The organism is Microbacterium sp. LWH13-1.2 (genome assembly GCF_038397735.1).
Taxonomy (GTDB): Bacteria; Actinomycetota; Actinomycetes; order Actinomycetales; family Microbacteriaceae; genus Microbacterium.
The window spans coordinates 527,449-548,927 of sequence record NZ_CP151635.1 but is presented as its reverse complement, the minus strand read 5'-3'; the positions used below and the strand labels follow the sequence as shown (position 1 = coordinate 548,927).

Annotated in this window: 19 protein-coding genes; 8 read left to right on the top strand and 11 right to left on the bottom strand. The window is 68.2% G+C overall.

The window, feature by feature from the left end:
* Positions 1-38: 38 nt before the first annotated feature.
* Positions 39-1,496 carry an NCS2 family permease gene (locus tag MRBLWH13_RS02475; RefSeq protein WP_341956742.1) on the top strand — a complete coding sequence of 486 codons (1,458 nt, stop codon included), beginning with the start codon at positions 39-41 and terminating at the stop codon, positions 1,494-1,496.
* 122 nt (positions 1,497-1,618) lie between these two features.
* Positions 1,619-2,548: a homocysteine S-methyltransferase family protein gene (locus MRBLWH13_RS02470; protein ID WP_341956741.1), complete on the top strand. Its 930-nt coding sequence runs from the start codon at positions 1,619-1,621 to the stop codon at positions 2,546-2,548.
* A gap of 48 nt (positions 2,549-2,596) precedes the next feature.
* Here MRBLWH13_RS02470 and sucD read toward each other — a convergent pair whose 3' ends face one another.
* From sucD to MRBLWH13_RS02440, 6 genes are all read right to left on the bottom strand, one after another.
* Positions 2,597-3,499, bottom strand: a complete 903-nt coding sequence (gene sucD, locus MRBLWH13_RS02465; protein ID WP_056309120.1) for a succinate--CoA ligase subunit alpha — start codon at positions 3,497-3,499, stop codon at positions 2,597-2,599.
* Positions 3,500-3,517: 18 nt separating this feature from the next.
* A complete protein-coding gene (gene sucC, locus MRBLWH13_RS02460) occupies positions 3,518-4,684 on the bottom strand; it encodes an ADP-forming succinate--CoA ligase subunit beta (protein WP_056309122.1) in 1,167 nt (388 codons plus the stop codon).
* A 139-nt stretch (positions 4,685-4,823) separates the two neighbouring features.
* Complete coding sequence (locus tag MRBLWH13_RS02455) at positions 4,824-6,143, bottom strand: hypothetical protein (RefSeq protein WP_341956740.1); 1,320 nt, start codon at positions 6,141-6,143, stop codon at positions 4,824-4,826.
* Between the two features lie 22 nt (positions 6,144-6,165).
* The gene (locus MRBLWH13_RS02450) at positions 6,166-7,371 is read right to left on the bottom strand and encodes a S8/S53 family peptidase (RefSeq protein ID WP_341956739.1); all 1,206 of its coding nucleotides are present in this window, start codon (positions 7,369-7,371) and stop codon (positions 6,166-6,168) included.
* A complete protein-coding gene (locus tag MRBLWH13_RS02445) occupies positions 7,371-7,799 on the bottom strand; it encodes a hypothetical protein (protein ID WP_341956738.1) in 429 nt (142 codons plus the stop codon). Before MRBLWH13_RS02445 ends, MRBLWH13_RS02450 begins: the two co-directional genes overlap by 1 nt.
* Positions 7,800-7,915: 116 nt before the next feature.
* Positions 7,916-9,133, bottom strand: coding sequence for a S8/S53 family peptidase (locus tag MRBLWH13_RS02440; protein WP_341956737.1), 1,218 nt, complete (start codon positions 9,131-9,133; stop codon positions 7,916-7,918).
* An 81-nt stretch (positions 9,134-9,214) separates the two neighbouring features.
* On the opposite strand from MRBLWH13_RS02440, the gene MRBLWH13_RS02435 reads away from it, so the two are divergent.
* A complete protein-coding gene (locus MRBLWH13_RS02435) occupies positions 9,215-9,877 on the top strand; it encodes a TetR family transcriptional regulator (RefSeq protein ID WP_341956736.1) in 663 nt (220 codons plus the stop codon).
* Positions 9,878-9,991: 114 nt separating this feature from the next.
* A complete protein-coding gene (locus MRBLWH13_RS02430) occupies positions 9,992-11,227 on the top strand; it encodes an acyl-CoA dehydrogenase family protein (protein WP_341956735.1) in 1,236 nt (411 codons plus the stop codon).
* 21 nt (positions 11,228-11,248) lie between these two features.
* Here MRBLWH13_RS02430 and MRBLWH13_RS02425 read toward each other — a convergent pair whose 3' ends face one another.
* On the bottom strand, positions 11,249-12,136 hold the full coding sequence (locus MRBLWH13_RS02425) for a helix-turn-helix transcriptional regulator (RefSeq protein WP_341956734.1): 888 nt from the start codon (positions 12,134-12,136) through the stop codon (positions 11,249-11,251).
* A gap of 124 nt (positions 12,137-12,260) precedes the next feature.
* Between MRBLWH13_RS02425 and MRBLWH13_RS02420 the strand changes: the two genes are divergently transcribed.
* Complete coding sequence (locus MRBLWH13_RS02420) at positions 12,261-13,205, top strand: SDR family oxidoreductase (RefSeq protein ID WP_341956733.1); 945 nt, start codon at positions 12,261-12,263, stop codon at positions 13,203-13,205.
* On the opposite strand, the gene MRBLWH13_RS02415 is transcribed toward MRBLWH13_RS02420, so the two are convergent.
* Positions 13,206-13,691 carry a hypothetical protein gene (locus tag MRBLWH13_RS02415; protein WP_341956732.1) on the bottom strand — a complete coding sequence of 162 codons (486 nt, stop codon included), beginning with the start codon at positions 13,689-13,691 and terminating at the stop codon, positions 13,206-13,208.
* A 41-nt stretch (positions 13,692-13,732) separates the two neighbouring features.
* On the opposite strand from MRBLWH13_RS02415, the gene MRBLWH13_RS02410 reads away from it, so the two are divergent.
* Positions 13,733-15,184, top strand: coding sequence for an NAD(P)/FAD-dependent oxidoreductase (locus MRBLWH13_RS02410; RefSeq protein WP_341956731.1), 1,452 nt, complete (start codon positions 13,733-13,735; stop codon positions 15,182-15,184).
* Positions 15,185-15,242: 58 nt separating this feature from the next.
* Positions 15,243-16,286 (top strand): ATP-dependent DNA ligase, encoded by a 1,044-nt coding sequence (locus MRBLWH13_RS02405; protein ID WP_341956730.1) that lies wholly within the window; start codon positions 15,243-15,245, stop codon positions 16,284-16,286.
* 3 nt (positions 16,287-16,289) lie between these two features.
* On the opposite strand, the gene ligD is transcribed toward MRBLWH13_RS02405, so the two are convergent.
* Genes ligD through MRBLWH13_RS02390 form a run of 3 tightly spaced genes read right to left on the bottom strand, consistent with a single transcriptional unit; the run spans position 16,290 to position 21,012 of the window.
* Positions 16,290-17,342, bottom strand: coding sequence for a non-homologous end-joining DNA ligase (gene ligD / locus MRBLWH13_RS02400; RefSeq protein WP_341956729.1), 1,053 nt, complete (start codon positions 17,340-17,342; stop codon positions 16,290-16,292).
* A 40-nt stretch (positions 17,343-17,382) separates the two neighbouring features.
* Positions 17,383-18,519: an SseB family protein gene (locus MRBLWH13_RS02395; protein ID WP_341956728.1), complete on the bottom strand. Its 1,137-nt coding sequence runs from the start codon at positions 18,517-18,519 to the stop codon at positions 17,383-17,385.
* A gap of 27 nt (positions 18,520-18,546) precedes the next feature.
* A complete protein-coding gene (locus MRBLWH13_RS02390) occupies positions 18,547-21,012 on the bottom strand; it encodes a UvrD-helicase domain-containing protein (RefSeq protein ID WP_341956727.1) in 2,466 nt (821 codons plus the stop codon).
* Positions 21,013-21,169: 157 nt separating this feature from the next.
* On the opposite strand from MRBLWH13_RS02390, the gene MRBLWH13_RS02385 reads away from it, so the two are divergent.
* A complete protein-coding gene (locus MRBLWH13_RS02385) occupies positions 21,170-21,478 on the top strand; it encodes a hypothetical protein (RefSeq protein ID WP_341956726.1) in 309 nt (102 codons plus the stop codon).
* Position 21,479: the final 1 nt, after the last annotated feature.

The window sequence follows — 21,479 nt, the reverse complement described above, 5'->3', positions numbered from 1 at the left end:
TCGCGCGACACGATATCGTCGCCTGCGGAGGTTTCCCGATGACAACTGCCCCGTCCCCCACCCGCTCCACGGCCGAACCCACGAACGCCCTGGACCGCTTCTTCGAGATCAGCAAGCGCGGATCCACGATCGGCACCGAGATCCGAGGGGGTCTGGTGACCTTCGTCACGATGGCCTACATCGTGATCCTCAACCCGATCATCCTGTCCGGCTCGGCCGATGTCGCAGGCGACACCCTCGACTTCAGCGCCGTCGGCGCCGCGACCGCGCTGACCGCCGGCGTGATGACGATCCTGTTCGGTCTCATCACCCGCCTGCCCTTCGGCTTCGCAGCCGGCCTCGGCATCAACGCCTTCGTCGCGTTCTCGGTCGTCGGCCAGGTCACCTGGCCCGAGGCCATGGCGCTCGTCATGATCAACGGTCTCGTGATCGTGCTCCTCGCAGCCACGGGCCTTCGGAAGATGATCTTCGACGCCGTGCCGTTCCAGCTGAAGATCGCGATCACGGTCGGAATCGGCCTGTTCATCGCCTTCATCGGCTTCGTCAACTCGGGCTTCGTCACCGCCACCGGCAGCGCGTCCCCGCCCGTGGGCCTCGGGGTCGGCGGATCCGTCGCGACCGTGCCGACCGTGCTGTTCATCGTCACGCTCATCGTCACCGGCATCCTGGTCGCCCGCAAGGTCAAGGGCGGGCTGCTCATCGGCCTCGTCTCGGGCACGGTGCTCGCGGTGATCGTCGAGGCGATCTGGCACCTCGGGGCCGCAGCAGACGGAAACGCCGGAGGCTGGGGGCTGACGGTCCCCACGCTCACCGGCTCGCCGTTCGGCCTGCCCGACCTGAGCCTGGTCGGCGCGGTCGACTTCAGCTTCGACTTCAGCAAGGTCAGCCTCGTCGCGATCGTGATGATCGTCTTCACCCTCGTCTTCTCGAACTTCTTCGACGCCATGGGCACGATGACCGGCCTTGCCAAGGAAGCCGATCTTGCGAACGAGAACGGCGACTTCCCGCGCATCAAGTCCGCACTGGTCGTCGAAGGTGTCGGCGCGATCGTCGGTGGTGGCACCTCGTCGTCGTCGAGCACCGTGTTCATCGAGTCCGGAGCGGGTATCGGAGAGGGTGCACGCACCGGTTTCGCCAACCTGATCACGGGTGGCATGTTCCTGCTCGCGATGTTCCTCACGCCACTCACGTCAATCGTCCCGACTGAGATCGCGGCCGCCGCGCTCGTGATCGTCGGCGCGATGATGATGGCGCAGATCAAGTACATCGACCTCACCGAGTTCGATGTACTGCTGCCCGTGTTCCTGACCGTGACCGTGATGCCGCTGACCTACTCGATCGCCAACGGAATCGGCGCCGGCTTCGTCAGCTGGGTGCTCATCCAGGCGCTCTCCGGCAAGGCTCGCAAGATCAGCCCGCTGCTGTGGATCGTTGCCGTCGGCTTCGTGATCTTCTTCGCCCGCGGGCCGATCGAAGCACTGTTCGGCGTCGCCTGAGCGACGAGTGGACATCGGAGGGGCGGATGCGAATCGCATCCGCCCCTCTGTCGTGTGCGGAACCCGTGGCGTCGCCCGTCGCGCAGTGCTAGACCGGAAGCACCCGAGGAGAGCAGGCACCGATGTCCGCACCCACCGCTCCTGTCCGGCACGTCACAGACGGCGGCCTGGAGACCGATCTGATCTTCCACCACGGCATCGATCTTCCCGACTTCGCCGCTTTCGTGCTGCTCGATGATGACGATGGCCGCCGAACGCTGAGAGAGTACTACCTCGGCTACGTCGAGATCGCCCGGGCGCATCACGCCGCGCTTCGCCTCGAGACGCCCACGTGGCGAGCGAGCGCCGACTGGGGTGCTCGGCTCGGCTACGATATCGACGCGCTGCGCCGGGTCAACATCGATGCGGTGAGGCTGCTGCAGCAGATCGCCGCGGAATCCGGTCTGACTGCAGTGAGGATCGTGGGGATGCTCGGCCCTCGGGGCGACGGCTACCGTTCGGGAGCGTGGGACCCGATCACCGGACCCGACGACGCCTATCGCTATCACCGTGACCAGGTCCGCGCTCTCGCCGACGCAGGCGTGGATGTGATCGCGGCCTACACGCTCACCGATGCTGCCGAGGCGCGTGGCGTCGTCCGCGCGGCGCGTGCGGCCGGCGTGGACGTCGAGATCTCGTTCACCGTCGAGACCGACGGGCTGCTCGCATCGGGTCGTACGCTCGCCGCGACGGTCGCCGAGGTCGATACGGCCGGGGCCCCGGACGGTTTCTTCCTCAACTGCGCGCACCCCGACCACTTCGACCGGGCTCTGGATGCCCATACGGCTCGGCGCGTCATCGGCATCCGTCCCAATGCGTCCCGCCTCTCGCACGCAGAGCTAGACGAGTCCGAGACACTCGATGATGGCGACCCCGTCGAACTGGCCGAGCGCGTGACCGCGCTCCTCGAGCGGATGCCGTCGGTGCGGGTCATCGGAGGATGCTGCGGAACCGACTCACGGCACGTCGCGGCGATCTGGGAGCGGCTCGGCAGAGACCCCTTCCGGGCATAGAAGAAGGCCCCGGAGTGGAGTCCAGGGCCTTCTCCTCGATTATAGCGCTTAGAGCGACTCGACGATCTCACGCATCAGAGCGGCGGTCTCGGACGGCGTCTTGCCGACCTTGACACCGGCGGCCTCGAGGGCCTCCTTCTTCGCCTGAGCGGTACCGGCGGAGCCGGAGACGATCGCACCGGCGTGACCCATGGTCTTGCCCTCGGGGGCCGTGAAGCCCGCGACGTAGCCGACGACCGGCTTGGTGACATGTGCCTTGATGTAGTCGGCCGCGCGCTCTTCGGCGTCGCCACCGATCTCACCGATCATCACGATCGCCTTGGTCTCGGGGTCGGCCTCGAATGCGGCGAGCGCGTCGATGTGCGTCGTGCCGATGACGGGGTCGCCGCCGATGCCGATGGCGGTCGAGAAGCCCAGGTCGCGCAGCTCGAACATCATCTGGTACGTCAGGGTGCCCGACTTCGACACGAGGCCGATCGGGCCCTTGCCGGTGATGTTCGCCGGGGTGATGCCGACGAGCGCCTCACCGGGGGTGATGATGCCGGGGCAGTTCGGTCCGATGATGCGGGTCGTGTTGCCCTTGCTCTGCGCGTAGGCCCATGCCTCGGCCGAGTCGCCGACGGGCACGCCCTCGGTGATGACGACGAGAAGCGGGATCTCGGCGTCGATGGCCTCGATCATCGCGTCCTTCGTGAACGCACCCGGCACGAAGGCGATCGACACGTCTGCGCCGGTCTCCTTCATGGCCTCGGCGACGGAGGCGAAGACGGGGAGCTCGACGGCGTTGCCGTCCTTGTCGGTGTGCGAGACCGTGGTGCCGGCCTTGCGGGCGTTCACGCCACCGACGACCTGGGTGCCGGCCTTCAGCATGAGTGCCGTGTGCTTGGTGCCCTCGCCGCCGGTGATGCCCTGGACGATGACCTTGGAGTCCTTGTTGAGGTAGATCGACATTTCTCTAGTCCTTGTGTCTCAGGCGTTTGCGAGCTCGGCGGCCTTGTCGGCGCCCTCGTCCATGGTGCTGGCGAGCGTGACGAGCGGGTGCGCGTACTCGGCGAGGATCGCGCGGCCCTCGTCGACGCGGTTGCCGTCGAGGCGCACGACGAGCGGCTTGGAGGCCGCGCTGCCGAGGGTCTCGAGAGCGCCCTTGATCCCGTTGGCGACGGCGTCGCAGGCCGTGATGCCGCCGAAGACGTTGACGAACACGCTCTTGACCTGCGGGTCGCCGAGGATGACGTCGAGGCCTGCGGCCATGACCTCAGCCGAGGCGCCGCCGCCGATGTCGAGGAAGTTGGCGGGCTTGACACCGTTGTGGTTCTCACCGGCGTAGGCGACGACGTCGAGCGTCGACATGACGAGTCCTGCGCCGTTGCCGATGATTCCGACCTCGCCGTCGAGCTTGACGTAGTTCAGGCCGCTCTTCTTGGCCTTGGCCTCGAGCGGGTCGGCGGCGTCCTTGTCTTCGAGCGCCTCGTGCTCCGGGTGGCGGATCTCGGAGGCATTGTCGTCGAGCGTGACCTTGCCGTCGAGGGCGATGATGTCGCCCTCTTCGGTGCGGACCAGCGGGTTGACCTCGACGAGAGTCGCGTCTTCGCCCTTGTAGACGTCGAAGAGCTTGACGAAGACGTCGGAGACCTTCTCGATCAGGTCTTCGGGGAAGTTGGCGGCGCGAGCGATCTCGACCGCCTTCTGCTTGTCGATGCCGGTCAGCGGGTTGACCTCGACGCGCGCGAGCGCCTCGGGACGCTCGACCGCGAGCTCTTCGATCTCCATGCCGCCCTCGACCGAGCAGAGGCTCAGGTACGAACGGTTGGCGCGATCGAGCAGCACGGAGAAGTAGAACTCCTCGGCGATGCGCGCACCCTGCGCGACCATGACGCGCTTGACGATGTGGCCCTTGATGTCGAGACCGAGGATCGCCTTCGCGGCCTCGTATGCCTCTTCGGGGGTCTTCGCGACCTTGACGCCGCCGGCCTTGCCGCGACCACCGGTCTTGACCTGGGCCTTGACGACGACGACGCCGCCGATCTTCTCAGCGGCTGCCTTCACCTCCTCGGGGGTGTCGGCGACGATGCCGGCGAGGACCGGCACTCCGTACTTCTCGAAAACGTCTCGTGCCTGGTACTCGTACAGATCCACTGTGGTTCCTTCACTGGGCTGCTGTCTGGTAATTCTCTCGATGTCGAGACATCGACCAGTCGCCCAGCCTACTACCTCGAACTGAACGCTCCCGGCGGCCCAAGGGCCGCCGGGAGCGCATATCGGTATGGAGACGGGGTCAGCCGAGCGTGTCGCGGCTGCCCGCCTGGGCGGATCGCGACCGGGGTCCGGCTTCCTCGTCGTCTTCGAGCTTGGGGGCGATCGGGCCACCGAGACCGGAGCGGTCGCGACGCTTCTCGTCGTCTCCGGCCGCTCCGCCCATCATGCCCGGCGCCATCGAGCGGCCGCCCGCGCCCGCCGTCGTTCCGCCGGCAGCACCGGTCGCCGAGCCGGATGCCGAGCCTGCTGCTCCGAGCCCGCCGGGTCCGGTCGCACCGCCCATGCCGAGCAGTCCGCGTCCGGCCGTGGCCGCACCTGCGCCGGCACCGCTTCCGCCACCGCCGAACAGACCTGCGCCGCCCGCGCCATTGAGCGACGCCGAGCGTGCACCCATGAGCGCCGCGGCGCCTGCGCCGCCCACGACCGCCGCGCCGAGCGTGCCCGAACCGCCGGATCCGCCGGCGAGCAGACCTCCGCCGCCTCCGCCGCCACCGATGCCGGGGTATCCCGGCAGTGTGCCGCCGTTCGGCGAGTCGACGCTGGGGTTGGAGCCGCCGTTGCCGCCCGAACCGCCGTTGTCACCGTTGTCCCAGCCGTTGTCCCCGATGGTGCCGGTGTTGCCGCCACCCGAGCCGCCATTGCCGCCGTTGACCCAGCCGCCGTCGCCGCCACCGCCGGGGACCCACGTGCCGACCTGCGGCGGAGGCACGCTGCCGACGCCGGTTCCGCCCGGCGACGTGCCGGGACCGCCGGAGGGTCCGTTGCTGCCGACGGGAGGCACGCGCGAGTCGATGCCCTCGACATCGATCACGGGCGGGGGAATCGAGCCAACATCGACCGCCCGCATCTCGGGGCTGTCGAACGACGTCGTCGCTCCCGTGACGAGATCGCCACGGATCGCCTTCAGCGCGACCATAGCGGCATTCTCTCGCTCAGCCGCGAGCCTCGCTTCCTCCTGCGCGACCAGTTCGCCCGTGTCAGCTGCACCCCATCCGTCCGTGAGCCCCGACAAATTGCGACCGAGGTCCGCGAGGAATCCTTCCGCCGACGCGGACGGGAGGTCGCGGAGCGCCGCTGCGGCACTCGCAGCCGTGGCGTGAGTCGACGCGTCGAGAGAACTCTTCAGCAGGTTGAGCGTCGACTTGATCTGGTTCGTGTTCGACTCCATCCGCATGAGCAGGCCCTCGGCACCCTCAGCCGAGTCTCCGCTCCAGCCGGGAATCTCGCGCACTGCCGAGAGTGCGCGACGCAACTCGTCGACGGCTCTCAATCTTTCCTCGAGCTGGGGATCAGCGAAGGTGAGCGTCGAGGACAAAGCGCGCAACTCGTCTTCGAACATGGTGGGTGTACATACATTGGGGTTATACATCTCGACGACCTCCTACGTTCTTCTTCCTCGAAACCACCACGGCGACCACCACGATCGCAATGACGACAACAGCTCCACCGCCGATCAACCAGGGCACTGCTGACGATTCCTCCCCTGGCGCCGGGACGGGAACCTCCGTCGGATCGGGCGCGGCGTAGACCTCGTCCAACGTCGGCGACTGCTCCTCCTTGAAGAGCGGATTCTCATCCGGATATTGGGTGGGGTCCTCCGCGATGAGCCTTGTGGCGTTAACGACGCCGTGACCTATGCTGCTGGACCACTCGAGCTCGTGCGGTTCAGACCCGGTGTTCCGGATCAATGACTGCAGCAACTGAGACGAGGTCGCATCCGGCCACTTGTCCTTCGCCAACGCGAGCAGGCCGGCGACGACCGGGGTCGATGCGGAAGTACCGGACCACGCCGACATGCCCCAGGTGCCGTCCCACCCCAGGCCCGCTACGTCGATGCCTGGGGCGACGACGTCGACGTCCGCGTTGGTCATGCCGGAACCGTCGCGCTGCGTCGCCGGCTGCGCGGCTCCGTCGACCGCGGCGACGTTGACGACCCCGTTTACCGTCATGAGCTCGGGGATCGAGGTCGAATCGCTGTTCGGCAGCGCCGTCACGATCATGACCCCCGCACGAAGTGCGGCTGCGACGCTGTCGACGGTGTCTTCGGAGAGTTCGTCGGCGAGTCGCCCATACCCGCCGGACATCGAGACGATATCCGCCCCCTGCGCTACAGCGTCGTCGATCGCGGCGGCGATGTTCTTGACATCGCATGACTCTTGGAGGACCCCGTAGTAGAGCACGCGGCTGCCCGGCGCTAGGCCGACCGGACCGGCTCCACTAGCGGAAGTCCCGTTGCCCACTATCAGTGAGGTCGCGGATGTACCGTGCTTCGTTGCCTCGACGGCGGAGGTCGCCAGCGGGTCAGGGCATCCATCGATCGGGCGCACCTCGATGTCCGCATCCTGCAGCGTGGGGACGTCGGCATTCAGCGCCCCATCGAACACCGCTACCGTGACGCCCTCACCGGTGATCCCTGCATCGTGGATCGCCGGGATCCTCATCGCGTCGAGGTACCAGAGCGGCCCTTCCGTGCTGAAATCATCGGCAGCAGCGGCGGGCGAGGGACTCGACCCTCCGAGCAGCAGCGCCGCGCTGAACAGCGCCACCGGCCACCGGCGAAGCCGCATCAGTATCCGCCCGATTTGCTACCGCCGTCATCCGTCGAGGAACCGTCGCCCGACGGATCCACGACCGGAGCAGCGGACGTCGATGTGCCAGCCTCCAGCTGAGTCGTCGAAGTGAGCGACGGGTCGTCCACGACCTGCGCAATCTGGGACAGAGTGGCGGAAAGGTTCTCTTCGGACTGCTGCTTCTCCTCCACAGTCGACTTGAGAGCGTCACGGAACGCCGCGACGTCTGCTGCGAGCTGACCGATCATCCGCTCGATCTCGGCCGCGAAGCCCGAGGCGGAGTCGAGATAGGTGGCTGTGGTGTTGGTTCTCAACCCGTCGATTTCCGTACCGCGCGACCCCACTCCGGCCGCTTCGATGCCCTTCACGAGCGTGTGGATGTTCTCGAGCATCTGCTCGAAGTCAGCACCGATCTGCGCTGCCATGATCTTCCCCTCCGTCAGGGACGCCAGCGCGTCCCACCCTCCGGCGACCCATGATAGTCGACGGCGTCGACACTGCCCATAACACGTTGCCGAGATCGAAGTTTTCTCTCCCGGGTTCACGCATCGGCAACACCTCCTCGTCTTCTGCGGATGACCGTGATGAGCGTCACCGTCACGAGGGCCACCACCGCCCCACCCCCTGCGAGCACCCACGGCAGCGCTCCTGGCCCTGCGTCGGCCTGCGCGTCCGGCACCTCGGATGTTGCAGACTCCGGCGCTGAGTAGACCTCGTCGAACGTCGGGGCCTGGCCGTCGGTGAAAAGCGGGTTCTCATCCGCGTACTGCGATGGGTCCTCCTGCACCAGTCGAGTGGCGTTGACGATCCCGTGGCCGAACTTGTTCGACCACTCAAGCTCGTGCGGAGTCGACCCCGTATTGCGGATCATCGACTGCAGCAGCTGCGAGGCTGTGGCGTCGGGCCACTTCTGCACTCCGAGGGCGAGCACTCCAGCGACGATCGGGGTGGCGGCGGAACTGCCCGACCATGCTGACATGCCCCATGTGCCGTCCCACCCGACGCCCGCGACATCCACTCCGGGAGCGACCACATCGACATCTTCGTTGGCCATGTCAGATCCATCGCGCTTCTTGGCCGCCTGTGCCATGGCATCGACCGCTGCCACATTCACCACGCCATTGATGTCTCCGAGCTCGTTCTCCCACACCGAGTCGGCGTTCGGGAGGCTGGCCACGACCAGAACCCCTGCCCTGAGCGCGTCCGCGACTGCGGCGGCAGCGGGCGCAGACAGTTCATCGTCCAGACGTCGGTATCCACCCGACATCGACACGATGTCGGCACCCTGCGCCACGGCATCCGCGAGGGCTGCGGGGAAGGCATCGACATCGCAGTCGGTCTGCAGTGCGCCGTAGTAGAGGATCTTCGCATCCGGAGCGATCCCCACCGGGCCGGAGCCGGTTTCCGACGTCCCCTTACCCACGATCAAAGAAGTGACCGAGCTCCCGTGCTGCAGTGACTCGAACGCCGATGGAGCAGGATCAGTCGGGTCCGGGCACTGCAGAAGGTCGCGCACTTCGATGTCAGCGCCCTGAAGTGTCGCAACGTTCGGGTTGAGCGCCCCATCGAGCACCGCGATCGTCACGCCCTCCGCTGTGATCCCCGCGTCGTGGATCGCCTGAATCTTCATAGCATCCATGTACCAGAGCGGCCCACCGCCCGAGAAGTCCTGCGCCGCCGCCGCACTCGGCACCAGCACCACCCCCAGCGCACACGCCACCGCAGCAACACGAGCCGTCCATCTACGCAGCACCATCATCGTTCATCCCCCCTGGACGCATACCCGCTCATCGTAGACGCAGCGTCTGCGGTGCTCGAAGCCGAGGTCTAGGCTCGTCCCATGCACGAATCCGCAGAACTGCGCACCGGCGTTGTGGCCGCTGCACTCGAGCTCTTCGCATCGCAGGGCTTCGACCAGACCTCCGTCGAGCAGATCGCGAAGGCCGCGGGGGTCTCGCGTTCGACGTTCTTCCGACAGTTCGGCGGCAAGGAGGATGTCGTCTTCGCCGACCACGAGGTGCTGCTCGAGCAGCTGCGGTCATTCCTCGCCGAGGGCCACGACGACCCCTGGGGCGCGGTGTGCGCGGCATCCGAGTCGGTCTTCGCCCACTTCGCTCACGACCCCGAGCTCGCGCGTCGCCGCTATCAGATCGTCCGTCAGGTGCCGGTGCTCCGCGAGCGCGAGATCATCACGGTGTTCCGCTACGAGCGGCTGTTCGACGACTATCTGCGCAGCTCGCTTCCCGGCATCGATCCTCTCGACGCGGTCGGGTTCTCGGCCCTCGTCACCGCCGTGCACAACCACGTTCTGCGCCAGCTGCTGCGCGGCAAGAAGAAGGTGCCGCTCTCGACGCTGCAGACCGCTCTCGCCGACGTCCGCCGCCGATACGGCGTGCCCTCCGACGCAGTCGCCGAGGCGCCGGACGATGTCGTCGTCGCGGTGTTCCCTCGTTCGATGCCGATCGCCGAGGTCACCCGGCGCCTGCGCACGCAACTCGACTGACTCGCAACCGGACTGACCAAGAGGTCTTCTGACCGCGCACGGGGCTCCGACGCATCCCGAGTCGTGGAACCGAGTATCGAGGAGTACGATACTTGGTGCCACGAAGGAGTCACCATGAGCACCGCAGTCTCCCCCTTCCCCGGCGAGCGCGTCTCGTCGTACGACATCACCGGACGACAGGACAGCGACTACTACGCCGTCTTCGCCGACATCCCCGACGCCGACCGCTCTGCCTGGGACCGCGCGAAGGCGTACATCGACGAGGTCGGGCCGCAGATGGCGGATGCCTGGGACCGCGCCGAGTACCCTCTCGACGCCGCCCGCCGCATGGGCGAGATGGATCTCGTCGTCGACGGCATCGAGCATCCGTCGCTCACCCGACTCTCCCCCCTCGCCGCCGGCCTCGTGAACATGGAGATCTCGCGCGGCGACGGGTCGCTCGGCACCGTGCTCGCCGTGCAGGGCGGTCTGGCGCTGCGGACCCTCGCGCTCTTCGGCTCGGATGAGCAGCAGGAGAAGTGGCTGACCTCTCTCGCCGACGGATCGGTCTTCGGCTCCTTCGCCCTCACCGAGCCCGACCACGGGTCGGACTCCGTCTCGCTCGAGACGGTGGCCAGGCGCGACGGCGACGAATGGGTCATCCGCGGCGCGAAGAAGTGGATCGGAAACGGCGCCTCGGGCGGCATCACCTTCGTGTGGGCGCGCGTCGATGACGAGAAAGCCCCCGAGCACGGTGCCGTGCGCTGCTTCCTCGTCGAGCAGGAGACACCCGGATACACGGGGACGCCGATCCGCGGCAAGGCGTCGCTGCGCGCCATCCACCAGGCGCACATCGTGCTCGACGACGTTCGCGTGCCGCTCGACGCGGTGCTCCCTGGGACGAAGAGCTTCAAGGACGCCTCGATCGTGCTCTATGCGACCCGCTCAGGCGTGGCCTGGTCTGCGCTCGGTCATGCCACCGCCTGCTACGAGGCCGCCCTCGCGTATTCGAAGGAGCGCATCCAGTTCGGCAAGCCGCTCGCGAAGTTCCAGATGGTGCAGGAGCGACTCACCCACATGCTCGAGGACCTCACCGCGATGCAGCTCTACTGCCGTCGCCTCGCCGACCTGGAAACCGCGGGCGAGCTCCGTCCGACCCAGGCATCGCTGGCGAAGTTCCACAACACGCGTGCCGCACGGCGTGTGGCGTCCGTCGCCCGCGATCTGCTGGGCGGCAACGGCATCCTGCTCGAGAACGGCGTGATGCAGCACATGGCCGACATCGAAGCGATCCACACCTACGAGGGCACGGAGAGCGTGCAGGCTCTGCTGCTCGGACGCGACATCACCGGCATGAGCGCCTTCGCCTGACCGGCTGGGCGAATCCGACCATCAGGTGTCGGGGTGCTCGGCGGCCCCGACGGCATCGGACTCGGGCGTGAACCTCTGGGCGCCGATCACCGAGAGGAGCCTCAGCTTCTCCTGGCTCTCGCTTCCCGGTGCAGCCGTGTAGACCAGAAGCGCGTGCGACTGCTCCGGGTCGACGAGCGTCTGGCATGAGAGGTCCAGGCGGCCCAGCTCGGGGTGGATGAACCGCTTGGTGCCCGGCGGACGGAGACCGACCTCATGTCGCTCCCAGAGCAGCACGAACTCCTCGCTCCGGGACAGCAGAAGCTCGACGTACCGGGCGGCACGTGAACCCGGCCCCCGAAGGGTGGCGATCTCTCGCAGTCCCGACACCCACAGTCGTGAGAGGAACTCATGGTCGTCGGGGTCGTATCCCTGCCGTGCCGTCGGGTCGGTGAACCAGCGGTACCCGATGCTGCGGGCGGGCCCCTGCAGACGGGTCAGATCCCCGACGAGAGCGACGCCGAGCGCGCTCTGGCGCAGCGTCTCCCCGAGTTCGGTGACCACCTCGGCAGGTGTGTCGTCCTGCAGCCTGTCGAAGATCCGCAGCATCCCCGGGCTCACATGATCGCTCTCGGCACCTCGCGGTGGCGGCGTGTGGCCGGCCAGGGCGAAGAGGTGGTCGCGCTCGGCCAGCGAGAGGTGGAGCCCCTGAGCGATAGAGGCGATCATCTGCTCGGAGGGTTGAGGGCCTCGCTCCTGCTCGATCCGCGAGTAGTAGTCGGTCGACATGTGACTCAGCGCGGCCGCCTCCTCCCGACGGAGCCCGCTCGTGCGGCGGCGCTCCCCACGCGTCAGCCCGACATCCTCGGGTTGCAGCGCCTCGCGGCGTGCGCGCAGGAACTCCGCGAGCCCCCGTCTGTCGATCGCCATGCGCCGCCTCCCGTCGTCTTATCCGTTGTACCAGCGGACCGGTCATCGATCCACGGATCGACGATCCCTGGATGCCCACCCGTGCCTCGCGAGAGCATCGTCGTCGACAGGGAATAGGGCGGACATGCCGCGAAACAACACAGACCCGGTCATCCCCGAGCAGCACGGTGCCAGAGCGGTGGTCACCGGCGCCAGCGACGGGATCGGCCTCGGCATCGCGCGCCGGCTCGCCGCTGCGGGCGCGGAGGTCATCCTGCCCGTGCGCAACCGAGAGAAGGGCGACGCGGCGATCGCACGGATCCGCCGTGCGGTGCCGGACGCGTCCCTGTCGCTGCGTGATCTCGACCTCGCATCCCTCGAGTCGGTCGCCTCCCTCGCTGCGAACCTGCGCGAGGAGGGCACGCCGATCAGCATCCTCATCAACAATGCGGGAGTGATGACGCCGCCCACCAGGCGCACGACGTCGGACGGATTCGAGCTGCAGTTCGGCGCGAATCACCTGGGACACTTCGCACTCGCGGGTGGGCTGCTGCCGCTCCTCGTCGAGGGGAAGGCGCGCGTCGTCTCGCAGATCAGCGTCGCGGCCGACAGCGGCGCGATCAACTGGGACGATCTGCAGTGGGAGCGCTCGTACAACGGGATGCGCGCGTACAGCCAGTCGAAGATCGCCTTCGGGCTGTTCGGGCTCGAACTCGACCGGCGGAGCAGGGCAGAGGGGTGGGGAATCCGCAGCATGCTCTCGCACCCCGGGGTCGCGCCGACGAATCTGCTGGCTGCGCAACCCGAGCTCGGACGGGCGACGCAGACGACAGCGCGGCGCGTCATCGACGCACTGTCACGCCGCGGAATCCTCCTCGGGACGGCCGAGACCGCAGGCCTGCCGGCTCTGTACGCCGCAACAGCTGCGGATGCCGTCGGCGGAGGCTTCTACGGCCCGTCCGGCCTCGGCCACCTGGGCGGCGGACCAGGGCCGCAGAAGCTCTACTCGCGGCTGCGCGACGACGCGGCAGCCGCCCGCATCTGGCAGATCTCCGAGGCGCTCACCGGGGTGACGGCACGCCTCGCGTGATCAGTCGCAGCCGCAGCCCCCGGCGGGCGTCTTCACCATGAAGCAGACGTCGCACACGCCATAGTCGCGCTCGACGAACTTGGGGGTGCGCTGGACCTTCGGCGCCGCGGCGGCGCGCGGGGTGGTCGACCGCTTGGCCTTGACCGGCGCGATCGGGCGGAACTCGCTCGGGTGCGTCACATAGAAGAACGGCGCGCGGCCCTCGCTCGGCTGCAGACGCAGCGGCGTCGAGCCGATCACGACGACCTCGTCTTCCGTGAAGCCGTTGGTGTAGGTCTTGCCGATGTGGAGCGCAGCGCCCTCACCACGGCGGATCGCCTCGATGTAGCGGCCGCGGTCGATGTAGGAGGAGATGCCGATGGCATCCGTGATCGCCGCGATGAACTCGTGGTTCGCTTCGGCGATGCGGTGCGCGCGAAGCGCCTCCGCGAGGGTTCGGTACGGACGGGAGTTGCCTGTGGGGGTCGGGCCCTGAACTTCATTCATTTCTTCAAGGATCTCACGCCTGAGCATGGAAGACTGGCCGAATGGCTCGCGCGACGATCATCGGCTCCGGCCCGAACGGCCTTGCCGCCGCCGTGACACTCGCTCGCGCCGGCTACGCGGTGCAGGTCCTCGAGGCCGCAGACACCATCGGCGGCGGTGTGCGCACTGCCGAATCCACTCTCTCCGGCTTCCGACACGACGTGTGCGCCGCCGTGCATCCGGCTGCGCTGTCGTCGTCGTTCTTCCAGGCTTTCGGCCTCGCCGAGCGGATCGAGTGGATCACCCCCGACATCTCGTACGCGCACCCTCTCGACGACGGACGCGCCGGCATCGCCTGGCGCGACATCGAGCGCACCGCCGCGGGCCTCGGCGTCGACGAGCGCGCGTGGCTCTCGCTGCTGCGTCCGCTGAGCACCCACGTCGACGGAGTCGTCGACTTCACGGGCAACCAGATGCTGCGGATCCCCCGCGAGCCGGTCACGGCGCTGCGCTTCGCACTGCGGATGCTCGACCAGGGCACGCCGCTCGCCAACCATTCGTTCCGCACCGACGAGGCCGCGGGGCTGATGTCGGGAGTCCTCGCCCACGCCAACACGCCTCTCCCCTCGCTCGCGGGAGCGGCGGCGGGCCTGCTGCTGGCTGCGCAGGCGCATGCCGGTGGCTGGATGTACCCGCGCGGCGGAGCCCAGCGCATCGCGGACAGCATGGTCGCCGACATCGAGTCGCACGGCGGGTCCGTCGAGTCCGGTGTGCACGTCACCGACCTGAGTGCGCTCGACTGGGGCGACCCCGACCGGGGCGACGTGCTGCTGCTGAACACGTCGCCGCGTCTCGCACTCACCCACCCCGAGATCCCCGCCGCTTACGCACGAGCCATCCGCGGCTACCGCTACGGTCCGGCCGCCGCCAAGGTCGATTTCGCGCTCGACGGGCCCATCCCGTGGACGAACCCTGACGTCGCCCAAGCGCCGACCGTCCACATCGGCGGCACCGCTGCCGAGGTCTGGGAGAGCGAGAACGCCGTCGCGCGTGGCCGGATCAGCGATCGGCCGTATGCGCTCACCGTGCAGCCATCGGTCTTCGACCCGAGCAGGGCACCTGAGGGCAAGGCTGTGCTGTGGGCCTACATCCACGTGCCGCAGAACTCCGACCTCGACGCCACCGAACTGATCACCCGTCAGGTCGAGCGCTTCGCCCCCGGATTCCGCGACCTGGTCCTGGCGCACCACTCGGTGCCCGCATCGTCTCGCGAGGCGATCAACCCGTCGGAGATCGGCGGCGACATCCTGGGCGGCGCGTTCACGATCCCACAGGCCCTGCGCAGGCCGGTGCTCGGCCCGGCACCGTGGCGCACGCCGATGCGCGGCGTGTATCTCGCCTCGGCCTCGACGCCGCCCGGCCCCGGCGTGAACGGTATGGCCGGATGGCACGCCGCCCGCACCGCGCTGAGGGATGCGGGCACCCGCGTGACCCTCGACGACCTGTTCGACTGAGGCGCGTTCGCGAGCGACACCCCTTCTGCCGCAGCGCCACCACCGCCAGGATGGACCCATGCGCTACGAGATACCCTCCCCCATGCTGGCGAAAGCGGCAGCCTCCGTGCCCGACCCCGCGAAGACGACGGGTGGGCTGCTGTTCGAGCCGAAGTGGGACGGCTTCCGCGGGCTGATCTCGTGGGACGGGGACACCGTCCAGATCGGATCGCGCGGGGCGAAGCCCCTGACCCGCTACTTCCCCGAGCTCATCGAGGCGATCCCCCGGGTGCTGCCGGGGCCGTGCCTGCTCGACGGCGAGATCGTCGTCGCCACCGGACCCGACGGCGCACAGCGGCTCGACTGGGAGGCACTGAGCCAGCGCATCCACCCCGCGGCATCGCGCGTGACCAAGCTCGCCGACGAGACCCCGGCGATGTTCATCGCCTTCGATCTGCTCGCCCTCGGCGACGAGGATCTGCTGAGCGCGCCGTTCGCCGAACGGCGCGAACGCCTGGAGTCGCTCATGGCCGACGTCGAACATCCGCTGCACATCACCCGCGCGACCCGTGACCGCGACGCCGCGGTGCGCTGGCTCGCGGAGTTCGAGGGGGCAGGTCTCGACGGCGTCGTCGCGAAGCCGCTCGATCAGCCGTACGCCCCGGGCAAGCGCACACTCAGCAAGATCAAGCACGCGCGCACCGCCGACGTCGTGGCCCTCGGATACCGCATCCACAAGTCCGGCTCCGGCGTCGGATCGCTGCTCGTCGGCCTGTACGACTCCGACGGCACGCTGCGCCAGGTCGGCGGTGTCGCGGCATGGAGTGACGTCCGGCGCAGGGAGCTCGTCGACGAGCTCGCGCCGCTCGTCGAACGCGACGACGCAGGCGACGCCGTGACCGGTGCGGGAGAACGCTCACGCTTCAGCGGCTCGAAGGACGTGTCGTTCGTGCGGCTGCGCCCCGAGCTCGTGCTCGAGGTGCGCTACGACCAGCTCGAAGGAGCGCGATTCCGCCACACCGTGCAGTTCGAGCGCTGGCGCCCCGACCGCGACGCACGCTCGTGCACCTATGACCAGCTCGACACCGTCGCCGGTTACGACCTCGCCGACGTCATCGCCTGACGGTCACTCGTCGACCGGGTCGCCGTTCTCGTCCCAGTTCGCGGCGACCTTCTTGCTGGGCTGCACGCGCGGCGGCTCGCCCGGCATTTTGGGGAACTCGGGCGGGAACGGCAGCTCGCCGAGCCCCGCCTCCTTGTCGCGTTCCCACCATTCGAGCAGGGTGTCGATGCGGCCCGGCGCACTCTGCTTCCCCGCCCACGGGTCACCGACCTCCGCGAGGCGCTTCGGGATGCTGCGGACCGTGAACGCCTGGGGGTCGAGACCGTCGAGCTCGTCCCAGTGCACGGGCGTCGACACGGTCGCCTCGGGGAGTGCTCGGGGACTGTAGGCGCCGGCCATCGTGCGATCGCGATTCGCCTGGTTGAAGTCGATGAAGATGCGCTCTCCGCGCTCCTCCTTCCACCAGTTCATCGTGACCTGCTCGGGCATCCTTCTCTCCAGCTCGCGCCCGGCCGCGATCACCGCGTGGCGGACGTCGAGGAACTCGTGCGTCGGCTGGATCGGGGCGAAGACATGCAATCCGCGGTTGCCGCTGGTTTTCACGAATGCGTTCAGCCCCACTTCGCGCAGCACCTCCCGCAGCGCGTGCGCGGCCGGGATAGCGTCGGAGAACCCGGTGCCAGGCTGAGGATCGAGGTCGATCCGCAGCTCGACGGGGTTGTCGGGGTCGGAGGCGAGAGACGCCCACGGGTGGAACACGATCGTGTTCATCTGCGCCGCCCAGACGATCGCGCTCGGCCGGTTCAGCACGATCTGCGGATGCCGCCGGCCGCTGTTGTACGTGACCGTCACCGCATCGACGTAGTCGGGTGTGCCCTTGGGCGGGTTCTTCGAGAAGAACCCCTCGCTGCCCATGCCGTCGCGGAACCTCTCGAGAGAGACCGGTCGGTTGCCGTTCGCCTCGAGGAAGGGCGCGCCGACGAGCTGGAAGTACTCCGCGAGCTCGGCTTTCGTGATGCCGACCTTCGGCCACACGACCTTGTTCGGGCTCGAGAGCACGACCTCGCGCTCACCGTCCGGATCGACGACGGTCAGGGTCACGCGTTCTGAGGCCATGCTCCGACCCTAGAGCGCACGTGCGGCGCGCGGAAGACCGTCAGGCGTCGAGGTCGACGGCCAGGATGAGCACCGACGTGAGGGCGTCTCGCTCGACCACCATGGTGGGGCCGGCCGGGTCGACGACGACACCTGCCATGTCGATGTGACTCGACAGGAGCTTGGCGAGCTGCTCGGGCTCGAACGGCAGCGGGCGGTCGCCTCGACCGAGAGCGAGCACCTCGAGCGGGTGCGAGAACAGCTGCAGGAACCGCTTGCCGTCTGGGGTCTGCGCCTCGGCGATGCCGACCTGCCCGTTGGGGTTGCCCTCGTTGACGGCGACCCACATGCGCTTGGTGGCGAGCGCCTCACCGAGCTTGGCTGCGGTGTCCTGCTCGCGCGGAGCAGCGACGATCGACTTGACGGTCATGTCGACGTCGGCCTGCTCGAGCGCCTTCTGCAGCAGCTCGGTCGGGAAGACCACACGGTGCGGAGCCGAGGCGTTGTCGACGATGAGCCCCGCGAACTCGCCCGAGACGACCTGCTGCAGCACCGAGGTCGTCGGCTGGGCGACGGCGGACGTCGCGGTCGGGTCCTTCTCGAGCTGCACCGAGTCGCGCACAGCGGCGGCCGAGCTGAATGCGAGCATGAACTGACGGTCGCCGTCACGGACCACGGCGACGGCCAGGGGCTTGCCTTCGCTGATCTGGGCACGTGCGTCGCCGTTCACCCGGATGTACAGGTGCCCCTGCAGTGCCTGGCGCAGCACCCCGAGGAGCTGATCGTTCGTGGCACCCTGCTCGACCTGCTTGAGCGATTCGCGGAGGAGGACGTTGTCCTTCATGCCCGCGACCGTCTCGGTCTGCTCGGGCGGCAGCGCGGGGGCCAGCGGAAGACGGCGTTCGGCTTCGGGAGCGGGTGCGGCTGCGGGTGCTGCCGGGGCCGGAGTGGCGGTGGCCGCCGGAGACGCGGGGGCCGCGTCGGGGTCGGGGAGCGCGACCTCGGGGCCTGCCTGGGCTCCCACACCGCGGAACGCCTGCACGGAGATTCCGATGGTCGGGGCGGCCTCGGTCACCTCAGAGGCTGCTTCTGCCTCTTCGGGAGCGTCGACGGCAGACTCGTCGGTCTCTGTCTGGGTCTCGATCTGGTCGGCGACGACGTCGTCAGCGGACTTCTTGCGGCGGGAGAACAGGGCCATATCAGCCAGCCTAACCCGCGGAACCGCTCAGATCTTCTCGATCGGCGCGACCTTGATCAGGAGCTTCTTCTGTCCGGCCGAATCGAAGCGCACATGCGCGATGCGCTTCGCGCCCTCGCCCGTGACCGCGTCGACCCGTCCCTCGCCGAAGTCGGAGTGACGGATGCGATCGCCCGCGGCCAGCTCGAGGTCGCCGTTGTCTCGCATCTTCGCCGTCACCCGGTTGGGGAACTTGTCCATCGCGGTCGACAGCGGCTTGAGCGAGTCGCGACCCGGCAGCTGCTTGACCGCGAAACGGTCGCCCGCACCGGAGCCGGAGCCCGAACCGCCGAAGCCGCCGGCCCGACGTGCGTTGAGCGCACGCGACTGCATCCCTCCGCGCGAGTTCACATCACCCGGCGACTGGCGCCAGTCGATGAGCCCCGCGGGGATCTCCTGCAGGAAGCGGCTGGGCATCGCGACCGAGACCTCGCCGAACTGCGCGCGGGTCATCGCAAGAGAGAGGTGCAGGCGCTTGCGCGCACGCGTGATTCCCACGTAGAAGAGTCGCCGCTCCTCCTGCGGGCCGCCGGGCTCCCCGGCCGAGATGCGGTGCGGGATGAGATCTTCTTCGACACCCGTGACGAAGACGGCGTCGTACTCGAGACCCTTCGCCGTGTGCATCGTCATCATCGAGACCGACCCGGACTCGTCGTCGAGGTCGTCGGCGTCCGAGACGAGGGCGACCTCGGTGAGGAAGTCGACGAGCGTGCCGTCGGGGTTGTTGCGAGCGAAGTCGCGCGCGACGGCGACGAACTCGTCGAGGTTCTCGACCCTGGCCTCATCCTGAGGGTCACGGCTCGCGCGCAGTGCGTCGAGGTACCCGCTCTTGGACAGAAGGACGTTCAGCCCGTCGGCGACCGTCGTCGGGGCAGGCACCTCGCCGGAGGCGGGGAGCATGATCTCGGTCGCCTCGGCGAGCACCGCGTCGAGCTGAGCGATCCCGGCCTGGATCTTCGGGCCGAAGCCGAGCTGCTCGGGCACCGACAGAGCCTGACGGAACGTGATGCCGTGCTCCTCGGCGAAGCGCGCGATCGCGGTCTCGCTGACGTCGCCGATACCGCGTTTCGGCTTGTTGAGGATGCGCCGCACAGCCATCTCGTCTGCGGGGTTCGCCACCGCGACGAGGTAGGCGAGTGCATCCTTGATCTCGGCGCGATCGTAGAACTTGGTGCCGCCCATGATCTTGTAGGGCACGGCCGAGCGGATGAAGATCTCCTCCAGCGCGCGGGACTGCGAGTTGGTGCGATAGAAGACGGCCATCTCTGAGTACGGCATGCCCGAACGACGCAGCGCCTCGACCTCGTCGGCGACGAACTGGGCCTCGTCGTGCTGCGAGTATCCGGTGAAGCCGACGATCATGTCGCCGGCGCCCTTGTCGCTCCAGAGCTTCTTGTCTTTGCGGTCGAAGTTGTTGCCGATCACCGAGTTCGCGGCCGACAGGATGTTCTGGGTCGAACGGTAGTTCTGCTCGAGGAGCACGACGCGCGCGCCGGGGAAGTCCCGCTCGAACTCGCTGATGTTGCGGATGTCGGCGCCGCGGAAGGCGTAGATCGACTGATCGGAGTCTCCGACCACGGTGAGCGACGCGCCCGCGAGCTCGGGCGTGGTTTCGGGTTCGAAGATCATCATGCCGTTCGAGGCATAAGGGTCGGGGGCGTCGCCGGACACCGGCCGGGTGAGCTCGTGGATGAGCGCGTACTGGGCGTGGTTGGTGTCCTGGTACTCGTCGACCAGGATGTGACGGAAGCGCCGGCGATACGTGTCGGCGACCTGCGGGAATGCACGGAACAGGTACACCGTCTGCCCGATGAGGTCGTCGAAGTCGAACGCGTTGGCCTTCTGCAGCTGTCGCTGGTAGTCGGCGAACAGCTCGACGAAGATCCGCTCCGCCGGGTCGCTCATGTTGGCCTGGCACGCATAGGCGTCGGCATCCGACAGCTCGTTCTTGAGCTTCGAGATGCGGGACTGCACGGATGCGGGGGTCAACCCGTAGGCATCTGCCTCGTGCTCCTTGACGAGGCGCTTGAGCAGCGCGCGCGAGTCGCCGGAGTCGTAGATCGTGAACGATTTCGTGAACCCGAACTGTTGGGCCTCTCGCCGCAGGATGCGCACGCAGGCGGAGTGGAAGGTGGAGATCCACATGCCCCTGGCCGCGTCGCCGATGATCGCCTCGACGCGCTCGCGCATCTCTCCCGCAGCCTTGTTCGTGAAGGTGATGGCGAGGATCTGGCTCGGCCAGGCCTCGCGTGACCGCAGCAGCGAGGCGATGCGGCGGGTGAGCACGCTCGTCTTGCCCGACCCTGCTCCCGCGACGATGAGAAGCGCGGGGCCGCGATAGGTCACAGCCTCGAGCTGCTGAGGGTTGAGGCCGGCGAGGAGGTCGTCCTGCCCCTGCTCCCCTGCGGGGCGAGGGCCGACGGATCCGGGGACGATGAGGGGGGCTTCGGTCATGGCCCTATGAGTCTAAGCCGCTCCACCGACACCGACCGCGGGCGAGGGCGACCTTCGGAGCGGGAGCTTGGCAACGCCGGGCGCCCGACCTATCGTGGAGCCTGTCTGCTCGCCGCTCCGACGGGTGGACACGCAGATTTCGGGGGGAGCTCGACCGATGGCGGAGATCGAAGTCCACAGCGATGCCTACGAGGCCGCACGCAGTGCGTTGACGGAGGCGGCAGCACAGCTGGCGTCGTCGCGCGGCAGCATCACCTCAGCCGTTCCAGGCATGGCATTCGGCCCGATCGGGGCGTTCATCCCTCCGATCCTCAACTCGATCGGCGCCGCCGTCGAGGGCGCAGCCGGATTCGTCGGGACCGTGTCGCAGCGCACCGCCGACGGCGTGCAGAAGGCCGTCGAGGGTTTCCGCACCGTCGACGACACCGGTCGCGCCGACCTCGACCGCATCGCCGCGGAGGGATGAC

Bases quoted from the DNA above. Each gene is read 5' to 3' on its own strand.
- MRBLWH13_RS02475 (WP_341956742.1), top strand. From the start codon at position 39: ATGACAACTGCCCCGTCCCCCACCCGCTCCACGGCCGAACCCACGAAC.
- MRBLWH13_RS02470 (WP_341956741.1), top strand. From the start codon at position 1,619: ATGTCCGCACCCACCGCTCCTGTCCGGCACGTCACAGACGGCGGCCTG.
- sucD (WP_056309120.1), bottom strand. From the start codon at position 3,499: ATGTCGATCTACCTCAACAAGGACTCCAAGGTCATCGTCCAGGGCATC.
- MRBLWH13_RS02455 (WP_341956740.1), bottom strand. From the start codon at position 6,143: ATGTTCGAAGACGAGTTGCGCGCTTTGTCCTCGACGCTCACCTTCGCT.
- MRBLWH13_RS02450 (WP_341956739.1), bottom strand. From the start codon at position 7,371: ATGCGGCTTCGCCGGTGGCCGGTGGCGCTGTTCAGCGCGGCGCTGCTG.
- MRBLWH13_RS02445 (WP_341956738.1), bottom strand. From the start codon at position 7,799: ATGGCAGCGCAGATCGGTGCTGACTTCGAGCAGATGCTCGAGAACATC.
- MRBLWH13_RS02440 (WP_341956737.1), bottom strand. From the start codon at position 9,133: ATGATGGTGCTGCGTAGATGGACGGCTCGTGTTGCTGCGGTGGCGTGT.
- MRBLWH13_RS02435 (WP_341956736.1), top strand. From the start codon at position 9,215: ATGCACGAATCCGCAGAACTGCGCACCGGCGTTGTGGCCGCTGCACTC.
- MRBLWH13_RS02430 (WP_341956735.1), top strand. From the start codon at position 9,992: ATGAGCACCGCAGTCTCCCCCTTCCCCGGCGAGCGCGTCTCGTCGTAC.
- MRBLWH13_RS02425 (WP_341956734.1), bottom strand. From the start codon at position 12,136: ATGGCGATCGACAGACGGGGGCTCGCGGAGTTCCTGCGCGCACGCCGC.
- MRBLWH13_RS02420 (WP_341956733.1), top strand. From the start codon at position 12,261: ATGCCGCGAAACAACACAGACCCGGTCATCCCCGAGCAGCACGGTGCC.
- MRBLWH13_RS02415 (WP_341956732.1), bottom strand. From the start codon at position 13,691: ATGAATGAAGTTCAGGGCCCGACCCCCACAGGCAACTCCCGTCCGTAC.
- MRBLWH13_RS02410 (WP_341956731.1), top strand. From the start codon at position 13,733: ATGGCTCGCGCGACGATCATCGGCTCCGGCCCGAACGGCCTTGCCGCC.
- MRBLWH13_RS02405 (WP_341956730.1), top strand. From the start codon at position 15,243: ATGCGCTACGAGATACCCTCCCCCATGCTGGCGAAAGCGGCAGCCTCC.
- ligD (WP_341956729.1), bottom strand. From the start codon at position 17,342: ATGGCCTCAGAACGCGTGACCCTGACCGTCGTCGATCCGGACGGTGAG.
- MRBLWH13_RS02395 (WP_341956728.1), bottom strand. From the start codon at position 18,519: ATGGCCCTGTTCTCCCGCCGCAAGAAGTCCGCTGACGACGTCGTCGCC.
- MRBLWH13_RS02390 (WP_341956727.1), bottom strand. From the start codon at position 21,012: ATGACCGAAGCCCCCCTCATCGTCCCCGGATCCGTCGGCCCTCGCCCC.
- MRBLWH13_RS02385 (WP_341956726.1), top strand. From the start codon at position 21,170: ATGGCGGAGATCGAAGTCCACAGCGATGCCTACGAGGCCGCACGCAGT.